The organism is Actinophytocola sp. KF-1, from assembly GCF_054661535.1.
In genome coordinates this window covers 12141-31059 of record NZ_BAAFVK010000011.1, presented here as the reverse complement: position 1 = coordinate 31059, position 18919 = coordinate 12141, and the positions used below count along the sequence as shown (strand labels likewise).

At 70.8% G+C, this 18919-nt stretch carries 15 protein-coding genes and 1 pseudogene; 12 read left to right on the top strand and 4 right to left on the bottom strand.

The genetic code is table 11. The features are described from left to right. Nucleotides 1–47: 47 nt before the first annotated feature. Nucleotides 48–920, top strand: a complete 873-nt coding sequence (gene sigJ, locus ACYQ77_RS30120) for an RNA polymerase sigma factor SigJ (RefSeq protein WP_459717087.1) — start codon at nt 48–50, stop codon at nt 918–920. On the opposite strand, the gene ACYQ77_RS30115 is transcribed toward sigJ, so the two are convergent. Then, nucleotides 901–1791: a LysR family transcriptional regulator gene (locus tag ACYQ77_RS30115; RefSeq protein WP_459717086.1), complete on the bottom strand. Its 891-nt coding sequence runs from the start codon at nt 1789–1791 to the stop codon at nt 901–903. The two genes, sigJ and ACYQ77_RS30115, sit on opposite strands and share 20 nt — an antisense overlap. Nucleotides 1792–1869: 78 nt before the next feature. Here ACYQ77_RS30115 and ACYQ77_RS30110 point away from each other — a divergent pair, with 78 nt between their 5' ends. Continuing rightward, complete coding sequence (locus tag ACYQ77_RS30110) at nt 1870–3048, top strand: MFS transporter (protein WP_459717084.1); 1179 nt, start codon at nt 1870–1872, stop codon at nt 3046–3048. 1 nt (nt 3049) lies between these two features. On the opposite strand, the gene ACYQ77_RS30105 is transcribed toward ACYQ77_RS30110, so the two are convergent. Further along, nucleotides 3050–3298 (bottom strand): hypothetical protein, encoded by a 249-nt coding sequence (locus ACYQ77_RS30105; RefSeq protein WP_459717082.1) that lies wholly within the window; start codon nt 3296–3298, stop codon nt 3050–3052. 115 nt (nt 3299–3413) lie between these two features. On the opposite strand from ACYQ77_RS30105, the gene ACYQ77_RS30100 reads away from it, so the two are divergent. Together ACYQ77_RS30100 and ACYQ77_RS30095 are read left to right on the top strand one after the other, a co-directional pair. Then, the gene (locus ACYQ77_RS30100; RefSeq protein WP_459717081.1) at nt 3414–3596 is read left to right on the top strand and encodes a hypothetical protein; all 183 of its coding nucleotides are present in this window, start codon (nt 3414–3416) and stop codon (nt 3594–3596) included. Nucleotides 3597–4018: 422 nt separating this feature from the next. Further along, nucleotides 4019–4987, top strand: coding sequence for a hypothetical protein (locus ACYQ77_RS30095; RefSeq protein ID WP_459717079.1), 969 nt, complete (start codon nt 4019–4021; stop codon nt 4985–4987). A 1432-nt stretch (nt 4988–6419) separates the two neighbouring features. On the opposite strand, the gene ACYQ77_RS30090 is transcribed toward ACYQ77_RS30095, so the two are convergent. Then, nucleotides 6420–6926: an ATP-binding protein gene (locus ACYQ77_RS30090; protein WP_459717078.1), complete on the bottom strand. Its 507-nt coding sequence runs from the start codon at nt 6924–6926 to the stop codon at nt 6420–6422. A gap of 196 nt (nt 6927–7122) precedes the next feature. Between ACYQ77_RS30090 and ACYQ77_RS30085 the strand changes: the two genes are divergently transcribed. The 8 genes and pseudogenes from ACYQ77_RS30085 to ACYQ77_RS30050 all read left to right on the top strand — a co-directional run bounded on the left by ACYQ77_RS30085 (nt 7123) and on the right by ACYQ77_RS30050 (nt 16770). After that, nucleotides 7123–8625, top strand: a complete 1503-nt coding sequence (locus tag ACYQ77_RS30085; protein ID WP_459717077.1) for a PP2C family protein-serine/threonine phosphatase — start codon at nt 7123–7125, stop codon at nt 8623–8625. 25 nt (nt 8626–8650) lie between these two features. Next, nucleotides 8651–9340, top strand: coding sequence for a phosphatase PAP2 family protein (locus tag ACYQ77_RS30080; protein ID WP_459717075.1), 690 nt, complete (start codon nt 8651–8653; stop codon nt 9338–9340). A gap of 14 nt (nt 9341–9354) precedes the next feature. Continuing rightward, nucleotides 9355–9552, top strand: a complete 198-nt coding sequence (locus ACYQ77_RS30075; protein WP_459717073.1) for a hypothetical protein — start codon at nt 9355–9357, stop codon at nt 9550–9552. Between the two features lie 9 nt (nt 9553–9561). Continuing rightward, nucleotides 9562–10251: a response regulator transcription factor gene (locus ACYQ77_RS30070; RefSeq protein ID WP_459717072.1), complete on the top strand. Its 690-nt coding sequence runs from the start codon at nt 9562–9564 to the stop codon at nt 10249–10251. Between the two features lies 1 nt (nt 10252). After that, complete coding sequence (locus tag ACYQ77_RS30065; RefSeq protein WP_459717070.1) at nt 10253–11542, top strand: sensor histidine kinase; 1290 nt, start codon at nt 10253–10255, stop codon at nt 11540–11542. A 63-nt stretch (nt 11543–11605) separates the two neighbouring features. Continuing rightward, nucleotides 11606–12739: a hypothetical protein gene (locus tag ACYQ77_RS30060; RefSeq protein WP_459717068.1), complete on the top strand. Its 1134-nt coding sequence runs from the start codon at nt 11606–11608 to the stop codon at nt 12737–12739. A gap of 232 nt (nt 12740–12971) precedes the next feature. Continuing rightward, nucleotides 12972–14279, top strand: coding sequence for an alpha/beta hydrolase (locus ACYQ77_RS30055; protein WP_459717067.1), 1308 nt, complete (start codon nt 12972–12974; stop codon nt 14277–14279). Next, nucleotides 14276–16770: pseudogene (locus tag ACYQ77_RS30050) on the top strand (phosphatidylglycerol lysyltransferase domain-containing protein). The gene ACYQ77_RS30055 and the pseudogene ACYQ77_RS30050 overlap by 4 nt, the downstream one beginning before the upstream one ends. 324 nt (nt 16771–17094) lie before the next feature. On the opposite strand, the gene ACYQ77_RS30045 reads toward ACYQ77_RS30050, so the two are convergent. Next, nucleotides 17095–18918, bottom strand: coding sequence for a glycoside hydrolase family 15 protein (locus tag ACYQ77_RS30045; protein ID WP_459717065.1), 1824 nt, complete (start codon nt 18916–18918; stop codon nt 17095–17097). Nucleotide 18919 lies beyond the last annotated feature (1 nt).

The following is an 18919-nucleotide window of genomic DNA, read 5'->3' as shown; positions in this document are numbered from 1 at the left end:
CGTTTCCGGGGGCGCCGCCACTCTCGGGCGGGGAGGAGGGAGAAACGATGACCGACCACGACGCCGCCACCGGGACGTTCGTCGAGCACCGCGAGCTGCTGTTCGCGATCGTCTACGACATGCTCGGCTCCGTCGCCGACACCGAGGACGTGCTGCAGGAGACCTGGCTCGGCTGGGTGGCCGCCGACCACGACAGGATCGGGCACCCCCGCGCCTACCTGGTGCGCGTCGCGGTGAACAAGGCCCTCGCGCGCCGGGCCGCGCTCAACCGCAGCCGCGAGACCTACGTCGGGCAGTGGCTGCCCGAACCGGTGGTCACCGACCGGCCCGACCCCGTGCTGCGGGCCGAGTCGTCGTCGATGGCGCTGCTGGTGGTGCTGGAGGCGCTCAGCCCCGCCGAGCGCGCGGTGTTCGTCCTGCACGACGCGTTCGGGTACCCGCACGCGGAGATCGCCGACATCCTGGGGCGCAGCCCGGAAGCGGTGCGCCAGCTCGCCCACCGCGCCCGCGAGCACGTCCGCGCCCGGCGCCCGCGCTACCGCGTCGACGCCCGTGTGCAGCAGCGCGTCACCGAACGATTCGTCGAGGCGGCCATGGGCGGCGACCTCGAGGCGCTGCTCCAGGTGCTCGCCCCGGACGTGACACTGTGGACGGACGGCGGCGGCAAGGGCGCGGCGACCAGCCCGCACCCGGTGCACGGCCGGGACGCGGTGGCGAACCTGCTGGTGAGGGTCACCGCGAACGCCACCGGGGTGTTCGACATCCGGTACCGCCACGTGAACGGCGACCCGTCCGCGGTCCTGTTCTCCGGTGCCGCCCCGTTCGCCGTGCTGGTCCTCGACCTCACCCCGGCAGGCGACCGGGTGCTGGGCATCTACTCGGTGACCAACCCGGACAAGCTCACGAGGATCGCCCGGTAGCGGGCAGGTCCAGCATGTCGAGGAACGCGGTCGCCGCCGGGGTGCGCCCGGCGCCGCCCCAGACGAGGTACTCGACGCGCATGGGCGCGTCGGTGATCTCGATGGTGGCCAGCCCGGTCAGGTGGGGGACGTAGGTCGACGGGAGCAGCGCGATCCCCAGGCCCTTCCGCACGAGGCGGGCCATCATGAAGTCCGCGGTGGTGACCTCGAACGCGACCTCGCGGCTCAGGCCCGCGGCGGCGAACGCCTCGTCCGACTGCGCTCGCGCGGCGGACCGCGGTGGCAGGTCGATGAAGGTCTCGGTCGCGAGCCGGGCGAGGTCGACGACCGGCTCCCGCGCGAGCGGGTGGTCCGGGGCGACGACGGCGACCAGCCGGTCCCTGGCGAGCTCGCGGGCGTTGACGCCCGCCGGCCGCGCGCTCGTGGGCAGCCCGAGGAACGCGACCTCGATCCTCCCCTGCCTGACCTGCTCGGTGAGGTCGTCGCTGCCGCCGACGCGGATGTTCAGCCGCACCCGCGGATACCGGTCGCGGAACCGGCTCAGCGCGTCCGGGATGTCGACGGCGGCCACGGTGGGGATCAAGCCAAGGGCGAGCCTGCCGCGCACCTCACCGGTGACCGCCCCCACGTCGGCGACCGCGCGCTCGGCGGCGTTGAGGCTCTCGCGGGCCGCGGCCACGAACGCCTCCCCCGCCGGCGTGATGCGCACGTGGCGGCTGGTGCGGTCGAACAGCCGCGCACCCAGTTCCCGTTCGAGCCGGGCGATCTGGCGGCTCAGCGCGGACTGGACGACCATGCACTGCTCCGCGGCGCGGGTGAAGCTGTTCGTCTCGGCGACGGCGAGGACGTAGCGCATCTGCTGGAGCTCCATGGATCGATGATCGTAGGGCATCGCTGAAGTGACAACATTGCGTTGGACTCATCGATGACGCGTCGCGAGACTCGGCTCATGACCACTGTCAGTACCGAACCGCGCTCGTCGTTCCGGGCGTGGCTGGGCGTCGCGGCCATCACCGCGAGCCTGTTCGTCTTCGTCACCACCGAGTTGATGCCCGTCGGGCTGCTCACCCCGGTCAGCGCGGGCCTGTCCGTCTCCGTCGGCCTCGCGGGCATGATGGTGACGCTGTACGGCATCTCCGCCGGGGTCGGTGTGCCGTTCCTGGTCGCGTGGAGCCGCACGGTGAACCGCCGTGCGCTCCTCGCCGCGCTGCTGGTGATCATGGCGGTCGGCAACCTCGTCACGGCCGTGTCGCCGAACTTCGCGCTCGTCCTGGCCGCCCGGCTCGTCACCGGCTTCGCGCACGGCGTGTTCTGGGCGATCGGCGTCGCCATGGCGATGCGGCTGGTCCCCGGCGACAAGGCGAGCAAGGCCGCCGCGGTCGTGCTGTCGGGCATGTCGATCGCCACCGTCGTGGGCATGCCGCTGGGCACGTTCATCGAGAGCCTCACCGACTGGCGCACCACGTTCCTCATCTGGAGCGGGCTGAGCCTGGCGGTGCTGCTCGCCGTCGTGCTCGCGCTGCCGTCGCTGCCATCCGAGAGCGCCATCCCGGTGCGGGAGGTGTTCGCGCTGCCGCTGCGCAACGGGCGGCTGCGGGTCGTGATGATCACGGTTGCCCTGTACGTGCTCGGGCACTTCGGCGCGTACACGTTCATCCGCCCCTTCATGGAGCAGCACGCCGGGGTCTCGCCCGGCTGGGTGACCGGGCTGCTGATCGTGTTCGGGATCGGCGGCGCGGTCGGCAACGTCGTCGCCGGGCACACGGTCACCACGAACATGCGCGCGACCTTCGTCGTCGCCTGCACGGGGCTCGTCGCCGCGTTGCTGCTGATCCTGCTGATCGGCAGCAGTCCCGCGGGCCTGGCGGTCGCGGTGGTGCTGTGGGGTGTGTCCTTCGGCGCCGCGAACCTGTGTCAGGTCAACATGATGCTCGCCGCCGCGCCGGACACCTTCGAGGCCGCCATGTCGCTGAACACCATGGGGTACAACATCTCCATCGCGCTCGGCGCACTGCTCGGCGGCCTGTTCGCGAACGGCTTCGGCACCACCGGCGCCGTGTGGTTCGGCGTCGCGCTGACCGTGGCCGCGCTGCTGACCGCCTTCGCCGCACACCGCGACGCGCGTTGACTCAGTCCGCGAACTCGGTCCGCACGGCCTGCCACTGCTCCCAGCACCGCTCCGGGTCGAGGTCGGGATATCCGCGCTGTTCCGCCATCGCCTCGGCCACCGACCTCGGCACGCGGACGCAGGTCGCCCCGTCACGGATGTCGAGGACCTCGTCCTCCGTGAGCGGACCGCCCTTCGCACGCTCCGCGGCCACCAGCAACGCGATCAAGGGCGGCGAGAAGTCGATGACGAGGTCGCGGGCACTGTTCATGCCCGGATGCTAGACCTCCGCGGTACGCGACGAGCCCGCACCAGGGCAGCTGCTCTGTCCTGGTTGGAGTGTCGCTACTGTCGTCCTGCACACGAACTGGGGGAGCGCGAGAACCTTGTCGGAGACGTGGAGCAGGAGAAGGTTTCTGCGCGGCGCGTTGCCCGCCGGCACGGAAGTCACCCGCACCGGTGAGTCGGGCTTTGTCGTGCGGGCGGCCTGGCAGTCACCCGGCGACTTCCCGGTGGGCTTGTTCCTCCGCCTGCTGACCGTCGACAAGTTCGTGGTCTTCGGGTCGTGACCGGCCGGACTCAGGCCTCGCTGCCGTCAAGGCGCGGCGAGATCGTCCCCGGCGAACGCTGGCGCGTGCCGCGTTCAGCAACGGCACCCGGCCGTCGCTGGTCACCGCGAGGCCGCACCGTCGCAGTAGTGCACGGGTGGTGCGTAGCCGGTGGCAGGCGGAGCCGGTGCCGTCCGGCGCACACGCGGCTTGACTGCGGGCCGTGCGGCCTTGCCAGCCGAGGTCATCTGAGCGCGCAGTGTGGAAATCTCGGCGTTGCTGCGGGTCGTGATGGGACTCGACACCAACGCGGCCGCGCGGGTCATGGGCAAACGACCGGGGGCGGTGCGCACCGCGACGTGGCGTGGGTTGCGCAAGCTCGGTGATCGGCTCGAGCAGGGCCGGGGAGGGCGCGTCGACGCCACGACGGGCGTGACGTGGCCATGGCGTTCGACGCCAAGGAAGACAGGATGAGTACGCGATCATCACGGCACGACTGGCGGCCCGACGGGATGTTCCCCACGGGGGACGCTGGCGAGCGGCTCGCCAGCGTGCTCCGCGCTGCCACCGCGCCTGCGCATCCCGGGGAGCTGGCAGGCGAGGCGGCGGCGGTGGCGGCGTTCCGCGCGGCGGCCGGAACGGCCCCCGCTCCCGCGTCGAGGACGCGATCCGTGCTGGCCAGGGTGCTCACCGTCAAAGCAATGATCGTTGTTGCCGTGGCTGGTTCCGCGGGCATCGTGGCGGCGGCCACCGGCGTGCTGCCCGCCCCGTGGTCACCGACGCCGCCTGCCGAGCGGAGCACTACCTCGGCACCGGCACCCACAACCACGAAACGTCCCGCCGCGCAGGCGCCGTCACCGCCGTCGAAGGCGCCGTCGATCACCGAACTGTGCCAGGAGTACTCGGACCGTGGTCGATCGCGCACGGCTCTGGAGAGCCCCGCCTTCCTGCCCTTGATTGTGGTGGCGGGCGGCGAAGGCAAGGTCGCGAAGTACTGCGCAACACGCATCACGCAGCCCTCGGACACGGAGCGCGACCACAAGCGCAAGCCGGCGACCAGTGGCAAGTCAGAGCACACAGGCAAGCCAAAGATCACCGGCAAACCCGAAAGCATCGCGGGTAAACCCGAAGAGACCGGTAAGCCCGCGCAAACCGGTAAGCCTGCGCAGACAGGTAAGCCAGTGCAGACCGGTAAGCCCGAAGGCGTGTCTGCCGCGGCGCCCGAGAAGGCCGCCGCCAACAGCAGGGCGTCAGGGAAGCCCGAGAACACGGGCAACACCGGCCAGGCAGACAGCTCTCGGCGACCGGCCCCCGCGCCGGCTCGTCCCTCGACTCCGGACAGCGCCGCCCACGGCACCGTAGGTCCCCCTGATCCCCACAGCGGTGCCGAACCGCCGTCTCAGGGCAGCTGACCGGAAGGAGTGGGCCCGGGCGACGCAAACCGCCGAACGTGTCGCCCGGCCCACTCGCCTCGACCACCACCACCTGGTGGTTGTCCGATGGCCCGGACCTGTCCGGGTCACCGGCGAGCAGATGCCGCAGGCCAGCGCTATCGGCCGACGTACCGGGCTTCGTCGCCCGGAGATGGACCGGTACGCAGTCCATGCGCAAGAGATCGCGCGACCCGAGCCTTCGGATGGGGATGAGTACCTGGGGCGGTCACCGTGTGGAGAAAGTGCCCGCTGTCGGCGAGTACCTACCGCGCGATGACCGCCCCACATGGTTCCGGCCCAGAGCCGGGAGCCGGAACCCATACCTGCGTTTCGGAGTGGAGCCGCCTTCCGTTACCCGTTCTGACCACGGATCGCGAAGGTTGACCAGTGCGCTGGTCGCTTCCAGCGGTGGGAGCTCCGGGACGGACGACGCGGGCCTGCTCGTGGCCGGATCGGTCGCCCAGGCCCATCTCCCCTGTGCCCGCTGAGCACCCGGCGGACGAGCTGTCGTGCGGCCGCGATCCCAGTTCCCCGAGCGGGGCTGTCCAGGCTGAAGGCACCGCAGTGGACGCAGATGCCCGGACGGCGAGACGGACCTCAACCTCCACCTCTGTCCGCTCGGGACACTGCGGCCGCCCGGGCTCGGTGCTCGCGGGTCTCGTCAGACCGTCGAGGACGCGGCCTTGTCGTCGCCATGCAGGCTTTGATCGTGGTCAGGTTCCGGCTCAGTTGCCGTGTCGCTGCCTGCTTCTCGCGGAGACGCGGTCTCTTCGGCCGCGGTGGTCGCATGCTTGGCAGGGCCAGGGTCGTGATCGGTGGCCAGTGCAGGGCCGCCCCACTGCTGACTGTTCCGCTTGTCCAGCCGGTGTTTCGCCATAACTGCTCCAGTCGATACCCGTGTGGATACCCGACAACTGTCAACGCATGCGTGCCAGAGCAGTCATTTCCGGTGTGGTCGCGTCGAAAGCGCCGCAGCAGAGCGTGCAGGTGAGTGTCCGCTCCGCGACAGTCAGGTCGGCTCGCCGACGGGTTCGAACCGGACCAGGCGGGGTAGTCCGTGGTGAGGGAACACCGTCGCGCAGGATCCGCAACAACACGTCCGAGGTCCGTGTGCCGAGGCGGGATCGAGCGCGTCCTGGAGTCTGGCGACGTGGTTCAGCCTGCTCGAGTCCCTCGATCGCCTCCGGGGCACAAACCAGCGCGGCGCCGAGCCGTGGCCATTGTTCGACGATCAGCGCCCACGTGACAAGGTGCTGAGAGGTCAGTTCCGGTGTGCCACGGAAGACGCCCTTGGTCTGGAGATGCCGAGTGCCGCGGTCGGCGGTGACCACCCGCGCTGCCTGCGGGACCCCGTCCAATCCCACGCCACTTCGACCCTCGCTCGTCACAGTTCGTCACCAAGCACGAATGGTCAGCGAGCTGCTTGAGGTCGCTCAGCGGACTGCGTCCCGGGTCCAGTTCGCCGACGGGGCCAGGTATGGGTTGTCGCCACCGTTGCCGTCCAGCGCCATCTCCGCCCACACGGTTTTGCACCCGCGGCGGGAGCGCACCCCCCATGCGTCGTGAGCCGGTCGACGAGGATCAGCCCGCGTCCGCCCGTATTGTCCGGTTTCCGGATCTGTGGCTGCCCCGGGCCGGCGTCGTCGACCTCGATGAGCAGGACCCGTCGGTGGTCGAGCAGGGGCAACCGGCCGACGCGGGGCGCTCGGCCGTGACGGCACGCGTTGGCTGCGAGTTCATCGGCCACGAGCATGGCGTCCTCGACCACGACACCCGTCTGGCCGTCGAGCAGCTGCCGGACGAACTTGCGCAGCAGCGCACCTGACGTCGGATCCAGGTCGCAGGTGAGTGTGGTCCCCCGGCGAGACACATCTCCCGGGCCTGTGGGCCAGGTCTGCGTAGTCACGACGTCGCTCATCTCCGTGCGCCGTTCATCCATTCGGACGAATTGATACCCGGTTGTGTCTGACGACAAACGTGGGGGAGCGGGTGCCAGGAGTGTGTGACCGGCGACACGGGCACCGGCACATGATCAGGCACATCGTGTCGCAGATCATCGAGAAGTACGCGAGTTGGGACGGCGCATGGGCGAGGGCGGGGCACGACGGCTCCGTGTGCTGGAGGCTGTCACGGACAGCACCCTTGTCGAAATCGAGCTGGAGAAGCTCGTCGAGGTTCTGCTGGGGCAGGTCCCCGACCTGTTCGAGGGTGGACACGGTCTCGGCGTTGTTCGTGGACGCGAGCGGGGAGCGGCTGGTCGCGAAGGCGAGTGTGGGTCTGGACGAAGAGGTTTCCAGGGGGTTCGGGTACCGCTGGGAGCGGGGTTCGCGGGTCGGGTCGCGCGGTTGCGGCAGCCGGTGCAGATCGACCGGGTCGACTCGTCGACGGTGGTGAACCCGCTCCTGTGGGAGCACGAGCTCCGGGTCCTTCTCGGAGTACCGATGATGACGCAAGAAGAACTCGTCGGAGTGCTGCACGTCGGCCGAACGTCGGCGTGCCGGTTCGACGACGAGGATGTCGAGCTGCTGCGATTGGTCGCGGACCGGGTGACGATGGCCGCGGTCCTGCACCGGTCGCGCTCGGAACAGGCCGCGGCCGCGACGCTGGTCGAGAGCCTGATGCCGGCGCAGCTGTTGCCCAGAGCGCCGGGATGGGAGGTCGCGGGCAGGTACGTGCCCGGCGCGGAGATCGGTATCGGGGGCGACTGGCACGACGTGTTCCCTCTGCCGCGTGACCGGATCGGGCTGGTCATCGGTGATGTGGCGGGCAACGGCCTGCCCGCCGCCATCGTGATGGGACGACTGCGCAGCGCGCTGCGCGCGTACGCGCTGGAGTTCGACGATCCGGCGGTGGTGCTGGAAAAAGTCGATCGCAAAGCGAGCCACTTCGAGCGCACTGTGATGGCGACGGTCGGATTCCTGGTCGTCGACACCGTCAACAGCACGATGGACGTGGCGTCGGCCGGGCACCTGCCACCCCTCGTCGCGATACCCGGGCAGGAACCCGGATTCGTGCACGTGCCCGTCGGCCTGCCCATCGGGTTCGGCCTCGGCGTGACCGGCCGGGGCAGCACCACCGCCGACCTCCCGGCAGGCGGGCTCGTCGTCTGCTACACCGACGGTCTGGTCGAACGGCGCGGCGAACCGATCGACGACGGCCTCGAGCGGTTGCGCGCGACCTTGCGGTCTGGTTCGGCAGAAGCCGTGTGTGCGCATCATGTCCACAATGGTGGGTGGGGGAGCCCGCCGCCGACGATATCGCGCTCGTCGCGCTCCGTCACGTGGCTCGAGGCCACTGATCCATGGGCAGCGAGTCGTGGTGGGACCGGGACGGGAGGAAGAGTCATGGCCCCAGCGTTGCCACGATCTCACTCCGGCGGCCCGCCGTGCCGGCTGGGGTCTCGGTCACTTGGTGTCGGATCTTTCTGGATGGGGTCGGCGAGCCGCCAGCGGATGTGGGCGGGGAGGTCATGGAGTCCGTTGTGGACGTCCGGCATCGCGCCTGACTTGAGGTCAGGCCACGAGGGTTGGCCGGGCAGGACGCTGTCGGTTGCGGACAAGCCGATGCGGGTGATGAACCAGTTAACCTGGCGCTTGCCTTTGGCTGGCCTGGCGTGAACGTTGTGCCTTCTAGCCTGGCCTGGTGCTCGTGTCTTTTCGGCTTCGGCCTGCCGCGTGGGTGGTGGGGCGGGTGGTCGCGGTGGCGTGTGTGGTGTCTGCGGTCGCGGAGCTGACGGACAACGTGGTGGACCACGACGGGCTCACGGTGCTGGATCGGCCGTGGCATCGGTGGTTGGTCGACCATCGCACACCCGGGCTGAACCGGGTGATGGAGTGGGTGAGTGTCGTCGGTGGCACGGTTGTGCTGGCGGTGCTCGCGGCGGTTGTGGCCGGATGGCTGCTGCTGCGGCGGCAGCGGGCGGACGCCGTGCTGGTCGCAGTGACGACGGCGGGTGCGGCGTTGTTGGTGCCGGTGATCAAACACGTGGTCGCGCGGCCGCCGGGGGCTGATCGGTTGGTCGTGGAGGCCAGCGCGTCCTATCCGTCGGGTCACGGTGTCTGCGCTTGTGCGGTGCTCGGTGTGTTGACGGTGGTTCTGGTGGCGCGGCTGACCAGTCGTGTCCTGCGGGTGGCGGCGATCGTGGTGGGGGTGCTGGCTGTGGCCGCGATCGGGGTGAGCCGTGTCTACCTGGGGGTGCACTGGCCGTCGGACGTGCTGGCTGGGTGGTTGTTCGGGGGGCTCTGGCTGATGGTTTGCCTTGCGTTCACCTCGTACTGGCGCAGGCCGAACGCACCGCTGCCTACGCTGACGGCAGGTGTCGGAGAGCGATGATGAGCGATCTTGTGATGAGGCTGATCGCGGCGCACCGGAAACAGGCCGGCCCGCGGTTCGGCCGGCCGGTGATCGACGCGGACACCGACCGGGAGCTGCTTGCCCGCTATCTCGCGGGGCAGATCAGTATCGGCTGCTACCTCGACCGCCGGTTCGGCACCGCGTTCACCACGGTGTTCGGTTCGGCTGGCGCGCGGCGGGTGGGCGGTTAGGCTGACCGGGTGGCGAGGCTGCTGGTGGTGGAGGACGACCAGACGATCGGCCAGGCCCTGCAGGCGAGCCTGGGCCAGCATGGTCACGATGTGCGCTGGCGGCAGTCCGGGCGGGAGGCCCTGCGGGAGGCGGCCGCGAACACGTTCGATCTGGCGTTGGTCGATCTCGGCCTGCCGGACCTGGACGGCACGGAGGTGTGCCGCCGGTTCCGTGAGGTCCAGCCGGGCTGTGTGCTGGTGATCCTCACCGCCAGGACCGAGGAGATGGACGTGGTCGTGGGGTTGGAGGCCGGCGCCGACGACTACCTGACCAAGCCGGTGCGGCTTGCCGAACTGCATGCGCGGATCCGGGCGCACCTACGTCGTGGGTCCGTGGCCGGCGCCCGTGAGCGGCCGGTGGAGATAGGACAGCTGCGGATCGACCCGGCCACCCGCCGGGCGACCGTCGACGGCCACGAACTTCCGTTGCGTACGAAGGAGTTCGACCTGTTGCTGCGGCTGGCCGCGGATCCTGGGGTCGTGGTGCGGCGCGAGGCGCTGATGGCGGACGTGTGGGATGCCCAGTGGTACGGCTCGACGAAGACGCTGGACGTGCACGTGGCGGCCATCCGCAGGAAGCTCGGCGAGGTCACCGGGGCGGTGCCGGAGATCGCGACGATCCGCGGGGTCGGGTACCGGCTCGAACCACCGGCGGACTGAGGTGCGCAGACGGATCGTCGGGGTGTCGTTGCTGGTCGCGGTGCTGGCCATCACCCTGTTCGGGGTGCCGCTGGCGGTGGGTGTCGCGAAGTACTACCTCGATGACGAGCGTGCCGAGTTGGAGCGGTTGGCGGACGCGGTCGCCCTCGCGACCTCGACCACGCTGGCTCGTGGCGAGGTCCCGTCGGAACTGCCCGGCGCGGAGGAGGCCACATCCATCGCCCTGTACGGACCGGACGGCACCCGGTGGGCCGGTACCGGGCCGCTCACCCTGGACACAGACACGGCCAGTGCCGATGTTGCGGACGACGTGGTGTCCGCGGACACTTCGAGTCACCTGGTGGTGGCGGTGGTGGTCCGCGACGGCGCCCGCGTGCTGGGCACCGTTCGTGCGGCCACCCCACGGTCGGAGGTGTGGCAGCGGACCGTGCTCACCTGGGCCGGCATGGCGGTGCTCGGCGTGGCCGCGGTGATCGCCACGTGGCTGTTGGCGCGCAGACAGGCCCGCAGGCTGGCGGAGCCGCTGGAGGCGCTGTCCGCGACGGCGAACCGGTTGGGCAGCGGCGACTTCACCGTCCGCGCGGCCCGCTCCGGCATCACCGAGATCGACTCGGTCGGCGGCTCGCTGGACACCACGGCCAAGCGCCTCGCCGACCTGCTCGCCCGTGAACGCGCCTTCTCCGCTGAGGCGTCACACCAGCTCCGCACCCCGCTGGCCGGGCTGCGGCTGCAACTGGAGTCCGCGCTGGAGACCCCCGGCGCCGATCTGGCGGGTGCGATCACGGCGGGGCTCGCGACCACCGACCGGCTCGAACGCACCATCGACGACCTGCTCGCGTTCGCCCGGGACGCCCGTCCCGATGAGGCGACCGCCACCGTCGGCACACTCCTCACCGAGATCGAACACGACTGGCACGGGCTACTGGCTGAGCACGGCCGTGCGCTGCGGGTCGACGTACGCTCCGACGTAGGCCGGTATGCGGTGGCGGCGGCTGTCCTGCGCCAGATCGTGACCGTCCTGCTGGACAACGCGTTGCGCCACGGCCAGGGTGCCGTGTCCGTCACCGCCCGGGACGCCGGCGACACGGTCGCGGTCGACGTGACCGACGAAGGACCCGGCGTCGAGCCGGACAGCAATCCGTTCCACGCCCCGGGCAACGCCCCGCCCGGCCACGGGCTCGGGCTCGCGCTGGCGCGGCGACTGGCCGAGGGAGAGGGGGGCCGGTTGCGGCTGGCTCGTCCGTCCCCGCCAACCTTCACGCTGCTGCTCCCGGTCCGCGAGGACCGCTGAAACTTGCCGTCGGCTAACCGTCACATGGCCCTGCCCGCACGCGCGTCTTCCTAGCGTGACGGCATGAACCACACCGCCATCGACACCCGTCGCAGGCGACCACGACGCCGCCGGGTACTGCCGTTCGTGCTCGTCGGGCTGGTCGTGGCGTTGATCTACCCGACGGTGACCTACGTACGTGCGTTGACCTGGCCCGGCAACGCCGGTATCGGGGTGCGCACCGTCGATTGGCTGCGGGACGACATGGGTGCCGGTGCGGTGGTGAACACCGTCGAGAACTGGTGGTACTCCCGCCACCCACCGTCGGCCGGGCCGCCGGCCGCCGACACCGTCCCGCGTCACGGCACACCACCCGCGGCCGTGCGCGCCGACCACCCGGCGGATCTGCCCACACCAGGCGACCTGCCGGGCGAAGGGGTGTGGGTGCCCGCGGACCGGCAGGGCGCGCTGTACACGACCTTCTTCCAGCCCGACCTTGCGCACGGCAGTGTGCTGGCCGGCGCGGCGTGGTTCAACCAGGACCTGGTGCGCGGCCGGCTCATCGCCGGCACCAAAGAACCTGCCCGCGACCCCAACGCGCCCGGTGAGGTGCCTCCCTCTCTGCTGCCGCGGCTGACGGCGGTGTTCAACGCCGGGTTCAAGATGGTCGACGCGCACGGCGGCGCCTTCCTCGACCAGCACCAGATCGTTCCGCTGCGCGACGGTGCCGCGTCCGCGGTCGTGCACCGCGATGGCCGGATCACCGTCGACCAGTGGGGCCGCGACGCCCGGCTGTCCGCCGACGTCGTGTCGGTGCAGCAGAGCCTGGACCTCATCGTCGACCACGGCCAGGCCGTACCGGGTCTGGACGTCAACCGGGATGCCCGATGGGGCAGCGCACGCAGCCAGTTCCAGTACACCTGGCGCTCAGGCCTGGGCACTGACGCGGCCGGACATCTGATCTACGTCGCAGGCAACGACCTCACCCTCGCAACGCTTGCCAGCGCGATGGCGCAGGTCGGCATCGACCGTGGCATGCAACTCGACATCCACCCGAACATGGTCAGCTGCAACATCTTCGACGGGCAGACCCCACACAGACTGCTGCCCGCCATGCCCAGCCCCGCCAACCGCTACCTCAGCACCGACCTGCGCGCCTTCTTCGCCATCACCCTCCGCACACACCAAACCGGGTCGCCGAGCTCCTCGAGACAGTGAATCGTCCTCCTCTCGTTCGAACGCGTCGACGATCTGTACGGCTGGAGGCCCAGCGGGTTGGGAAGCCCAGGTATTCAGTGTCCGAACAGAAGTCACGTGGGGGTTTCTGGCTCATCCGACCCGGTTGTCTCACCGATTTCTGCGGTCCTTCTCAGGTGAATCGCAGGTGGACGGCGCACGCTGTGCGCGGGGGCTGGGCAGGGATGCCCGGGCCTGGCGAGAGGGGTCCGTGATGCCGGACTGGTCGTTGCTCGGTGGTTCGCCGTTGATGGTCACGCTCGTGGTGCTCGGGGTGGCCGCGTTCCTGTTCCTGCTGGTGCGAGCCGGGCGAGGGTGGTGGTTGCGGGGCGTGCCCGTCGCCCTGGTGGCGACCGGGGTGTCGGTCTTCCTCCTGTACGGGACGCTCACCTGGTGGTGGCGGCCGTGGCCGGACCCGTTGCCGCCGCTGGTGTGGCTCGCGATCGTCGCGGGGCTGGGGGCGGTGTGGCTGGCGGTGACGCGGTCGGCGGCCGCGCCCCGGTCGTGGTGGCGGCCACCGAGGAACCTCGTGCTGGCACTGGTCGTCCTGGTCGCGGCGGCGGAGCTGGCGAACGTGCAGTTCGGGCAGTACCCGACCGTGCGGGACGCGTTCGGGCTGCCGCAGCCCAACCAGGTCGCGTTCGCGAAGGTCGGGAACACGAAGCGGGCACTGGTGGCGCCACGGCCGGGCGAACCGCTGGCCGACGTGTGGCACGCGCCGAAGTGGCTGCCGAGGCACGGCGCGGTCGCGGAGGTGACGATTCCCGGCACCGTGTCCCACTTCGCGGCCCGCTCCGGCTGGGTGTACCTGCCACCCGCCTACCTGTCGTCGCCGAGGGCGGAACTGCCGGTGCTGGTGCTGGTGGGCGGACAGCCGGGTAACTCGGACGACTGGCTCTACGGTGGCATGCTCGCGTCCCGCATGGACCGGTTCGCCGCCGCGCACCACGGGCTCGCGCCGGTGGTCGTCATGCCCGACGACCTCACCGCCCCGACCGTCAACCCGATGTGCCTCGACTCGCGCATCGGCAACGCGGCCACCTACCTCGCGACCGACGTGCCCGACTGGATCCGCACGCACCTGCAGGTGAACACGGACACGCGGACGTGGGCATTCGGCGGGTTCTCCAACGGCGGCACGTGCGCGGTCCAGACCGGGGTCCTCGCACCGCACGTGTACCCGACGTTCCTGGACTTCTCCGGTGAGAACCGGCCCAACTCGGGCACGGTGGCGCAGACGGTCGACGCCGCGTTCGGCGGTGACATGGCGGCGTACCACGCGATCAACCCGCGTGACGTGCTGACACGCACCCGGTTCCCGGACTCCGCGGGCCAGTTCGTCGCAGGGGCGGCCGACGAGCGTTACCTGCGTCAGACACGACAGATGTACCAGGCCGCGCTCGCCGCCGGGATGGACGCGCACATGCACGTGCTGCCGGGCGGCCATTCGTGGGCGGTGTGGGGGCCCGCGCTGGGCGTCCTGTTGCCCTGGCTCGCGACCAGGATGGAGCTGACCCGATGACCGCGATCCGGCAGGCGGACCCGGGCCGGGTCGCCAGGAATCTGGGCGTCGCCATCGCGTCCGCACCGCTCACCGTCGGCTACGTCGTGCTGCTGTGGCTGCTCGCGTTCGCGACCGGGACGGTGCGGTTCGGTCCGCACGGGACGTTGCGGCACACGGTCGGGGCCGGGGCGCCTGCGCTGGCCGACGGCCGCTGGTGGACCCCGCTCACGTCCGGGTTCTGGGCACACGGCCCGACGGCCTACGTGCTCACCACCGCGCTCGCGGTCGTGTTCCTCCCGATCGCTGAGCGGCGGCTCGGCAGCGTGCGTGCCGCGGTCGTGCTGGTGGTCGCGCAGGTGGCCGGCACACTCGTGGCGGTGGGGCTGGTGGAACTCGGCGCCGCGCTCGGCGGCGAGTGGGCCATCGCGCTGTCCCATTCCACCGCGTTCGGGCCCGCGGGCGCGCTCACCGGCACGCTGCTCGGCGCGTCGGCCGCGATGGACACGTTGTGGCGCAGGCGAACGCGGCTGCTCGGAGTGTCGTTGCTGCTGGCGATGGCTCTGTACGCCGGCACGCTCACCGACCTCACGCGCCTCACCATCGGTCTCGCCGGACTGGCGGCCGGGGTGCTGCTGCGGCCCGGCCGCCGGCCCGTGAGCAGGGCGCCGTCGATCGCCGAGTCCCGTGCGCTGGTGGCGTTGCTCGTCGCGGTCACCGCGGTCGGCCCGCTGGTCGCCGTGTTCGCGGGCACCCCGATCGGGCCGTTGTCGGTGCTGCGGCACGTGATGGTGCCCGAACTGCCCGACGCGGGTACGGTCCGCGCGCTGTGCGAGGCGGGGCAGCGCATCGAGTGCCGCGAGCTGCGCGCGGCGTTGCGGCTCTCGGGTGCCGGGCCCGCCGTGTTCTCCGTGGTGCCGGTGCTGTTGCTGCTGGTGGTCGCCGAAGGGTTGCGGCGGGGGCGGCGGGCCGCGTGGTGGGCGGGGATCGGGGTCCACACCGTCCTGTTCGGACTCGGCGTGCTGCAGGCGGCGACGATGCTGACCACGCCACAGGAGGAGCGGATCTTCACCGCGGGCCTGCCTGCCGGCCAGTCGATGCTGACCGTGGCGTTGCCGCTCGCGTTGCCCGCGCTCGTGCTGGTGGTGTTGGTGGTGGCACGGCGACGGTTCGACGTGGCGAGGCCGGGCACGCGGCCGCTCGTGGTCGCCGGTGTGGTGGCGCTGGGCGGCACCGCCATCGGCTGGCTCGCCGGCGGCTGGCTGGCGCGTGGCGGCTTCGACCGCAGACCGAACATGCTGGAGTTGGTCGCCGACCTGCCGCAGCGGTTCGTGCCACCCGGCTATCTCGTCGAGGCGACGCCGCGCATCCTGCCGGTGTCACCGGCGAGCACGGTCGTGTTCGAGTGGACCGGCGTGGTGTTCTGGCTCGCCGTGACCGCGCTGCTGCTGCGCTTGTTCACCACGCAGGCGGAGCCGGGTGCGGTCGCGGACCGGGAACGCGCGCGTGCGCTGCTCCGCCAGGACCCGCGCTCCAACCTCGGTCAGATCGCGATGTGGTCCGGGCATCGGTACTGGTTCACCGCCGACGGCGCCACCGCGTTCGCGTACCGCACCATCGGGTCGGTCGCGCTCACCACCGGCGGCCCGTTCGGCGCGCCCGGTCCCGACGGCCCCCCGGTCGCCGAGTTCACCGCCTACTGCAGGAAACAGGGGCTGGTGTCGTGCCTGTACACGATCACCGAGGACACGGCTGCCGCGTGCCGCGGCCTCGGCTACTCGACCGTGCAGGTGGCGGAGGAGACCGTGCTGCCGCTCGCGACGCTCGAGTTCACCGGCAAACGCTGGCAGGACGTCCGCACCGCGCGCAACCGGGCCGCCAAGGCGGGTGTGGTCGCCGAGTGGACCACCTTCGGCCAGGCGCCACTCGCGATCGCCGAGCAGATCAGGACCATCTCCGAGACCTGGATCGCGGACAAAGGGCTGCCCGAGATGGGGTTCACGCTCGGCGGCCTGACCGAGCTGAACGAGCCGGGCACCCGCCTGCTTCTCGCCGTCGACGGCGAGGACACCGTCCACGGCGTCACGAGCTGGCTGCCCGTGCACCGCGACGGTGCCGTGGTCGGGTGGACGCTGGACTTCATGCGCCGCAGGACGGACGGCTTCCCCGGCGTGATGGAGTTCCTGATCGCCGAGGCGGCACTGTCCGCGAAGACCGACGGCGCCGAATTCCTGAGCCTGTCCGGTGCCCAGCTCGCCCGGTCGACCGCGGCGCGCGGCTCACGTGGTTGCAGCGCCTGCTCGACGTCGCGTCGGTGGCACTGGAACCGGTGTACGGCTTCAGTTCCCTGCTGGCGTTCAAGGCCAAGTTCCAGCCCGTCTACCGCCCGCTGTACCTGGCGTACCCGGAGGTCGCCACCCTGCCCGCGATCGGCCGCGCCATCACACACGCCTACCTGCCGAGCATGTCCCCACGGCAGATCGCGCACCTGACCCGCAAACTCCTCCACTGACCCACGCTGCGCATCGACCGAAGTCCCACCGTCGACCTGCCACGGAGCGGCGCGCGGACGAGCTTCCATGCCATCGGACGAATTCGACACCGACGAGGTCGCCCGGCGCCCTTGGTGACCTCGTGTGCCCGCTCGCCAGCGCACCACGGGCACACACCAGCGGCACGAGCACGTTGGCTCGGACGAGAGCGCGTCAGCACAGCGCTTGGGCTGGCCGTGTTCGGACCACTTTCGCGTGCTCTACCGATGTGGAAGGAACCTGTGCCGAGGAAGGTGTTGTGGCGGCATGCCATGGGAGGTTCGCCCGTGACTCCCGGCGGCACGCTATTCCGAGACCGATCTTGTGATGCTTGCTGGCCGTTCGGTGGTGATGGCGGAGCCGGTGAGGTGGAGTGCCGTGTTGACGAGTCCGACCATGCTGAACGCCTGGGGTGTGTTGCCGACCTGCCGCTGCTGTCCGGTGTCGTATTCCTCGCTGAGGAGGCCGACGTCGTTGCGGAGGTCGAGCAGTTTCTCGAACAGGGTGTGGGCCTCGTCGGTGCGGCCGGTGCCGTGCAGGGCGTCGGCGAGCCAGAAGGTGCAGGCGAGGAAGCTGCCTTCGTCGCCGGGGAGGCCGTCGACGCCGCCGTCGGCATGGGGGTCGTAGCGAAGGAGGAACCCGTCGCGGTCCAGTTCCTTGCGTACGGCGTCGACGGTGCCGCGTACGCGTTCGTCGTGCCAGGGGAGGAACCCGACGCGGGGGATGAGCAGGAGCCCGGCGTCGAGGCCGTGTGATCCGTAGAACTGGGTGAAGGTGCCGCGGTCGGCGTCGTAGCCGTGTTCGCACACGTCGGCGTGGATGGTGTCCCGCAGTTGCCGCCAGTGGTCAGCTGGGCCGTCGAGGTCGTGATGTTCGACCGTGTGGACGGCCCGGTCGACCCCGGCCCAGGCCATGACCTTGGAGTGCACGAAGTGGCGGCGTGGGCCGCGGACCTCCCACAGGCTGTTGTCGGGCTGCTGCCAGTTGCCTTCCAGGTAGTCGAGCAGGGCGCGCTGGAGTTCCCAGGCGGTGTCGGTGGCGTGGATGCCTTCTTCGCGGGCGAGGTGGAGCCCGTCGAGGACCTCGCCCCACACGTCGAGCTGGAACTGGTCGACCGCGGCGTTGCCGACGCGGACGGGTTGGGCGCCTTCGTACCCGGAGAGCCAGTGCAGGGTGGTCTCGGGGATGCGGCGGGTGCCGTCGAGCCCGTACATGATCTGCAGGTCTGCTGGGTCGCCGGCGACGGCGCGGACGAGCCATTCCCGCCATGCGCGGGCTTCGTCGACGTAGCCGGTGCCGAGCAGTGCCTGCAGGGTGAAGGTGGCGTCGCGGAGCCAGCAGTAGCGGTAGTCCCAGTTGCGGGCCCCGCCCAGCTGTTCGGGCAGCGACGTGGTGGCCGCGGCGAGGATGCCGCCGGTCGGGGCGTAGGTGAGGGCCTTGAGTGTGATGAGCGCGCGGCGCACCGCCCCGGCCCACTGGCCGTCGTACTCGCAGCGGGACATCCAGCCCGCCCAGAACTCTTCGGTGTCGCGGAGCGCGGTGTCGGCGTCGACCGGTGTGGGAGCGGTCAGGTGGGAGGGACGGTGGGTGAGCACGAACGGGACGCGTTCGCCCGCGGACACGGTGAACTCGGCGTGGGTGGCGGTGTGGGTTTCCGCGGCCCTGGTGTCCAGGTGCACCGGTGTGCGCAACCACACCGCGTCCGGGCCCGCGACGGCGACGAAGTCCCCGTCCTCGCGCCGTACCCAGGGCTGGACCGCGCCGTAGTCGAAACGCAGGCGCAGCAGCATCCGCATCGGCACCTGCCCGGACACACCCTCGACGATGCGGACGAGGTCGGAGGATTGCCCGCGGGGCGGCATGAAGTCGACGACGCGGACCGTGCCGTCCGGTGTGTCCCACTCGCTGGCGATGGTGAGCGTGTCGCCGCGGTACGCGCGTCGTGTCGCGGGACCACCGGAGGCGGGGGCGAGCCGCCAGGTCCCGGCGTGCTCGTCGGCGAGCAGCGCGGCGAAGCACGCCGGGGAGTCGAAGCGGGGCAGGCACAGCCAGTCGATTCCGCCTTCGCGCGAGACGAGGGCGGCGGTGTGCAGGTCGCCCAGCAGTGCGTAGTCCTCGATCAACGGCATG

Excerpts from the sequence above, each read along its gene's own strand:
- sigJ (WP_459717087.1), top strand. The coding sequence starts at position 48 with ATGACCGACCACGACGCCGCCACCGGGACGTTCGTCGAGCACCGCGAG.
- ACYQ77_RS30115 (WP_459717086.1), bottom strand. The coding sequence starts at position 1,791 with ATGGAGCTCCAGCAGATGCGCTACGTCCTCGCCGTCGCCGAGACGAAC.
- ACYQ77_RS30110 (WP_459717084.1), top strand. The coding sequence starts at position 1,870 with ATGACCACTGTCAGTACCGAACCGCGCTCGTCGTTCCGGGCGTGGCTG.
- ACYQ77_RS30105 (WP_459717082.1), bottom strand. The coding sequence starts at position 3,298 with ATGAACAGTGCCCGCGACCTCGTCATCGACTTCTCGCCGCCCTTGATC.
- ACYQ77_RS30095 (WP_459717079.1), top strand. The coding sequence starts at position 4,019 with ATGGCGTTCGACGCCAAGGAAGACAGGATGAGTACGCGATCATCACGG.
- ACYQ77_RS30090 (WP_459717078.1), bottom strand. The coding sequence starts at position 6,926 with ATGAGCGACGTCGTGACTACGCAGACCTGGCCCACAGGCCCGGGAGAT.
- ACYQ77_RS30075 (WP_459717073.1), top strand. The coding sequence starts at position 9,355 with ATGAGGCTGATCGCGGCGCACCGGAAACAGGCCGGCCCGCGGTTCGGC.
- ACYQ77_RS30060 (WP_459717068.1), top strand. The coding sequence starts at position 11,606 with ATGAACCACACCGCCATCGACACCCGTCGCAGGCGACCACGACGCCGC.
- ACYQ77_RS30055 (WP_459717067.1), top strand. The coding sequence starts at position 12,972 with ATGCCGGACTGGTCGTTGCTCGGTGGTTCGCCGTTGATGGTCACGCTC.
- ACYQ77_RS30045 (WP_459717065.1), bottom strand. The coding sequence starts at position 18,918 with ATGCCGTTGATCGAGGACTACGCACTGCTGGGCGACCTGCACACCGCC.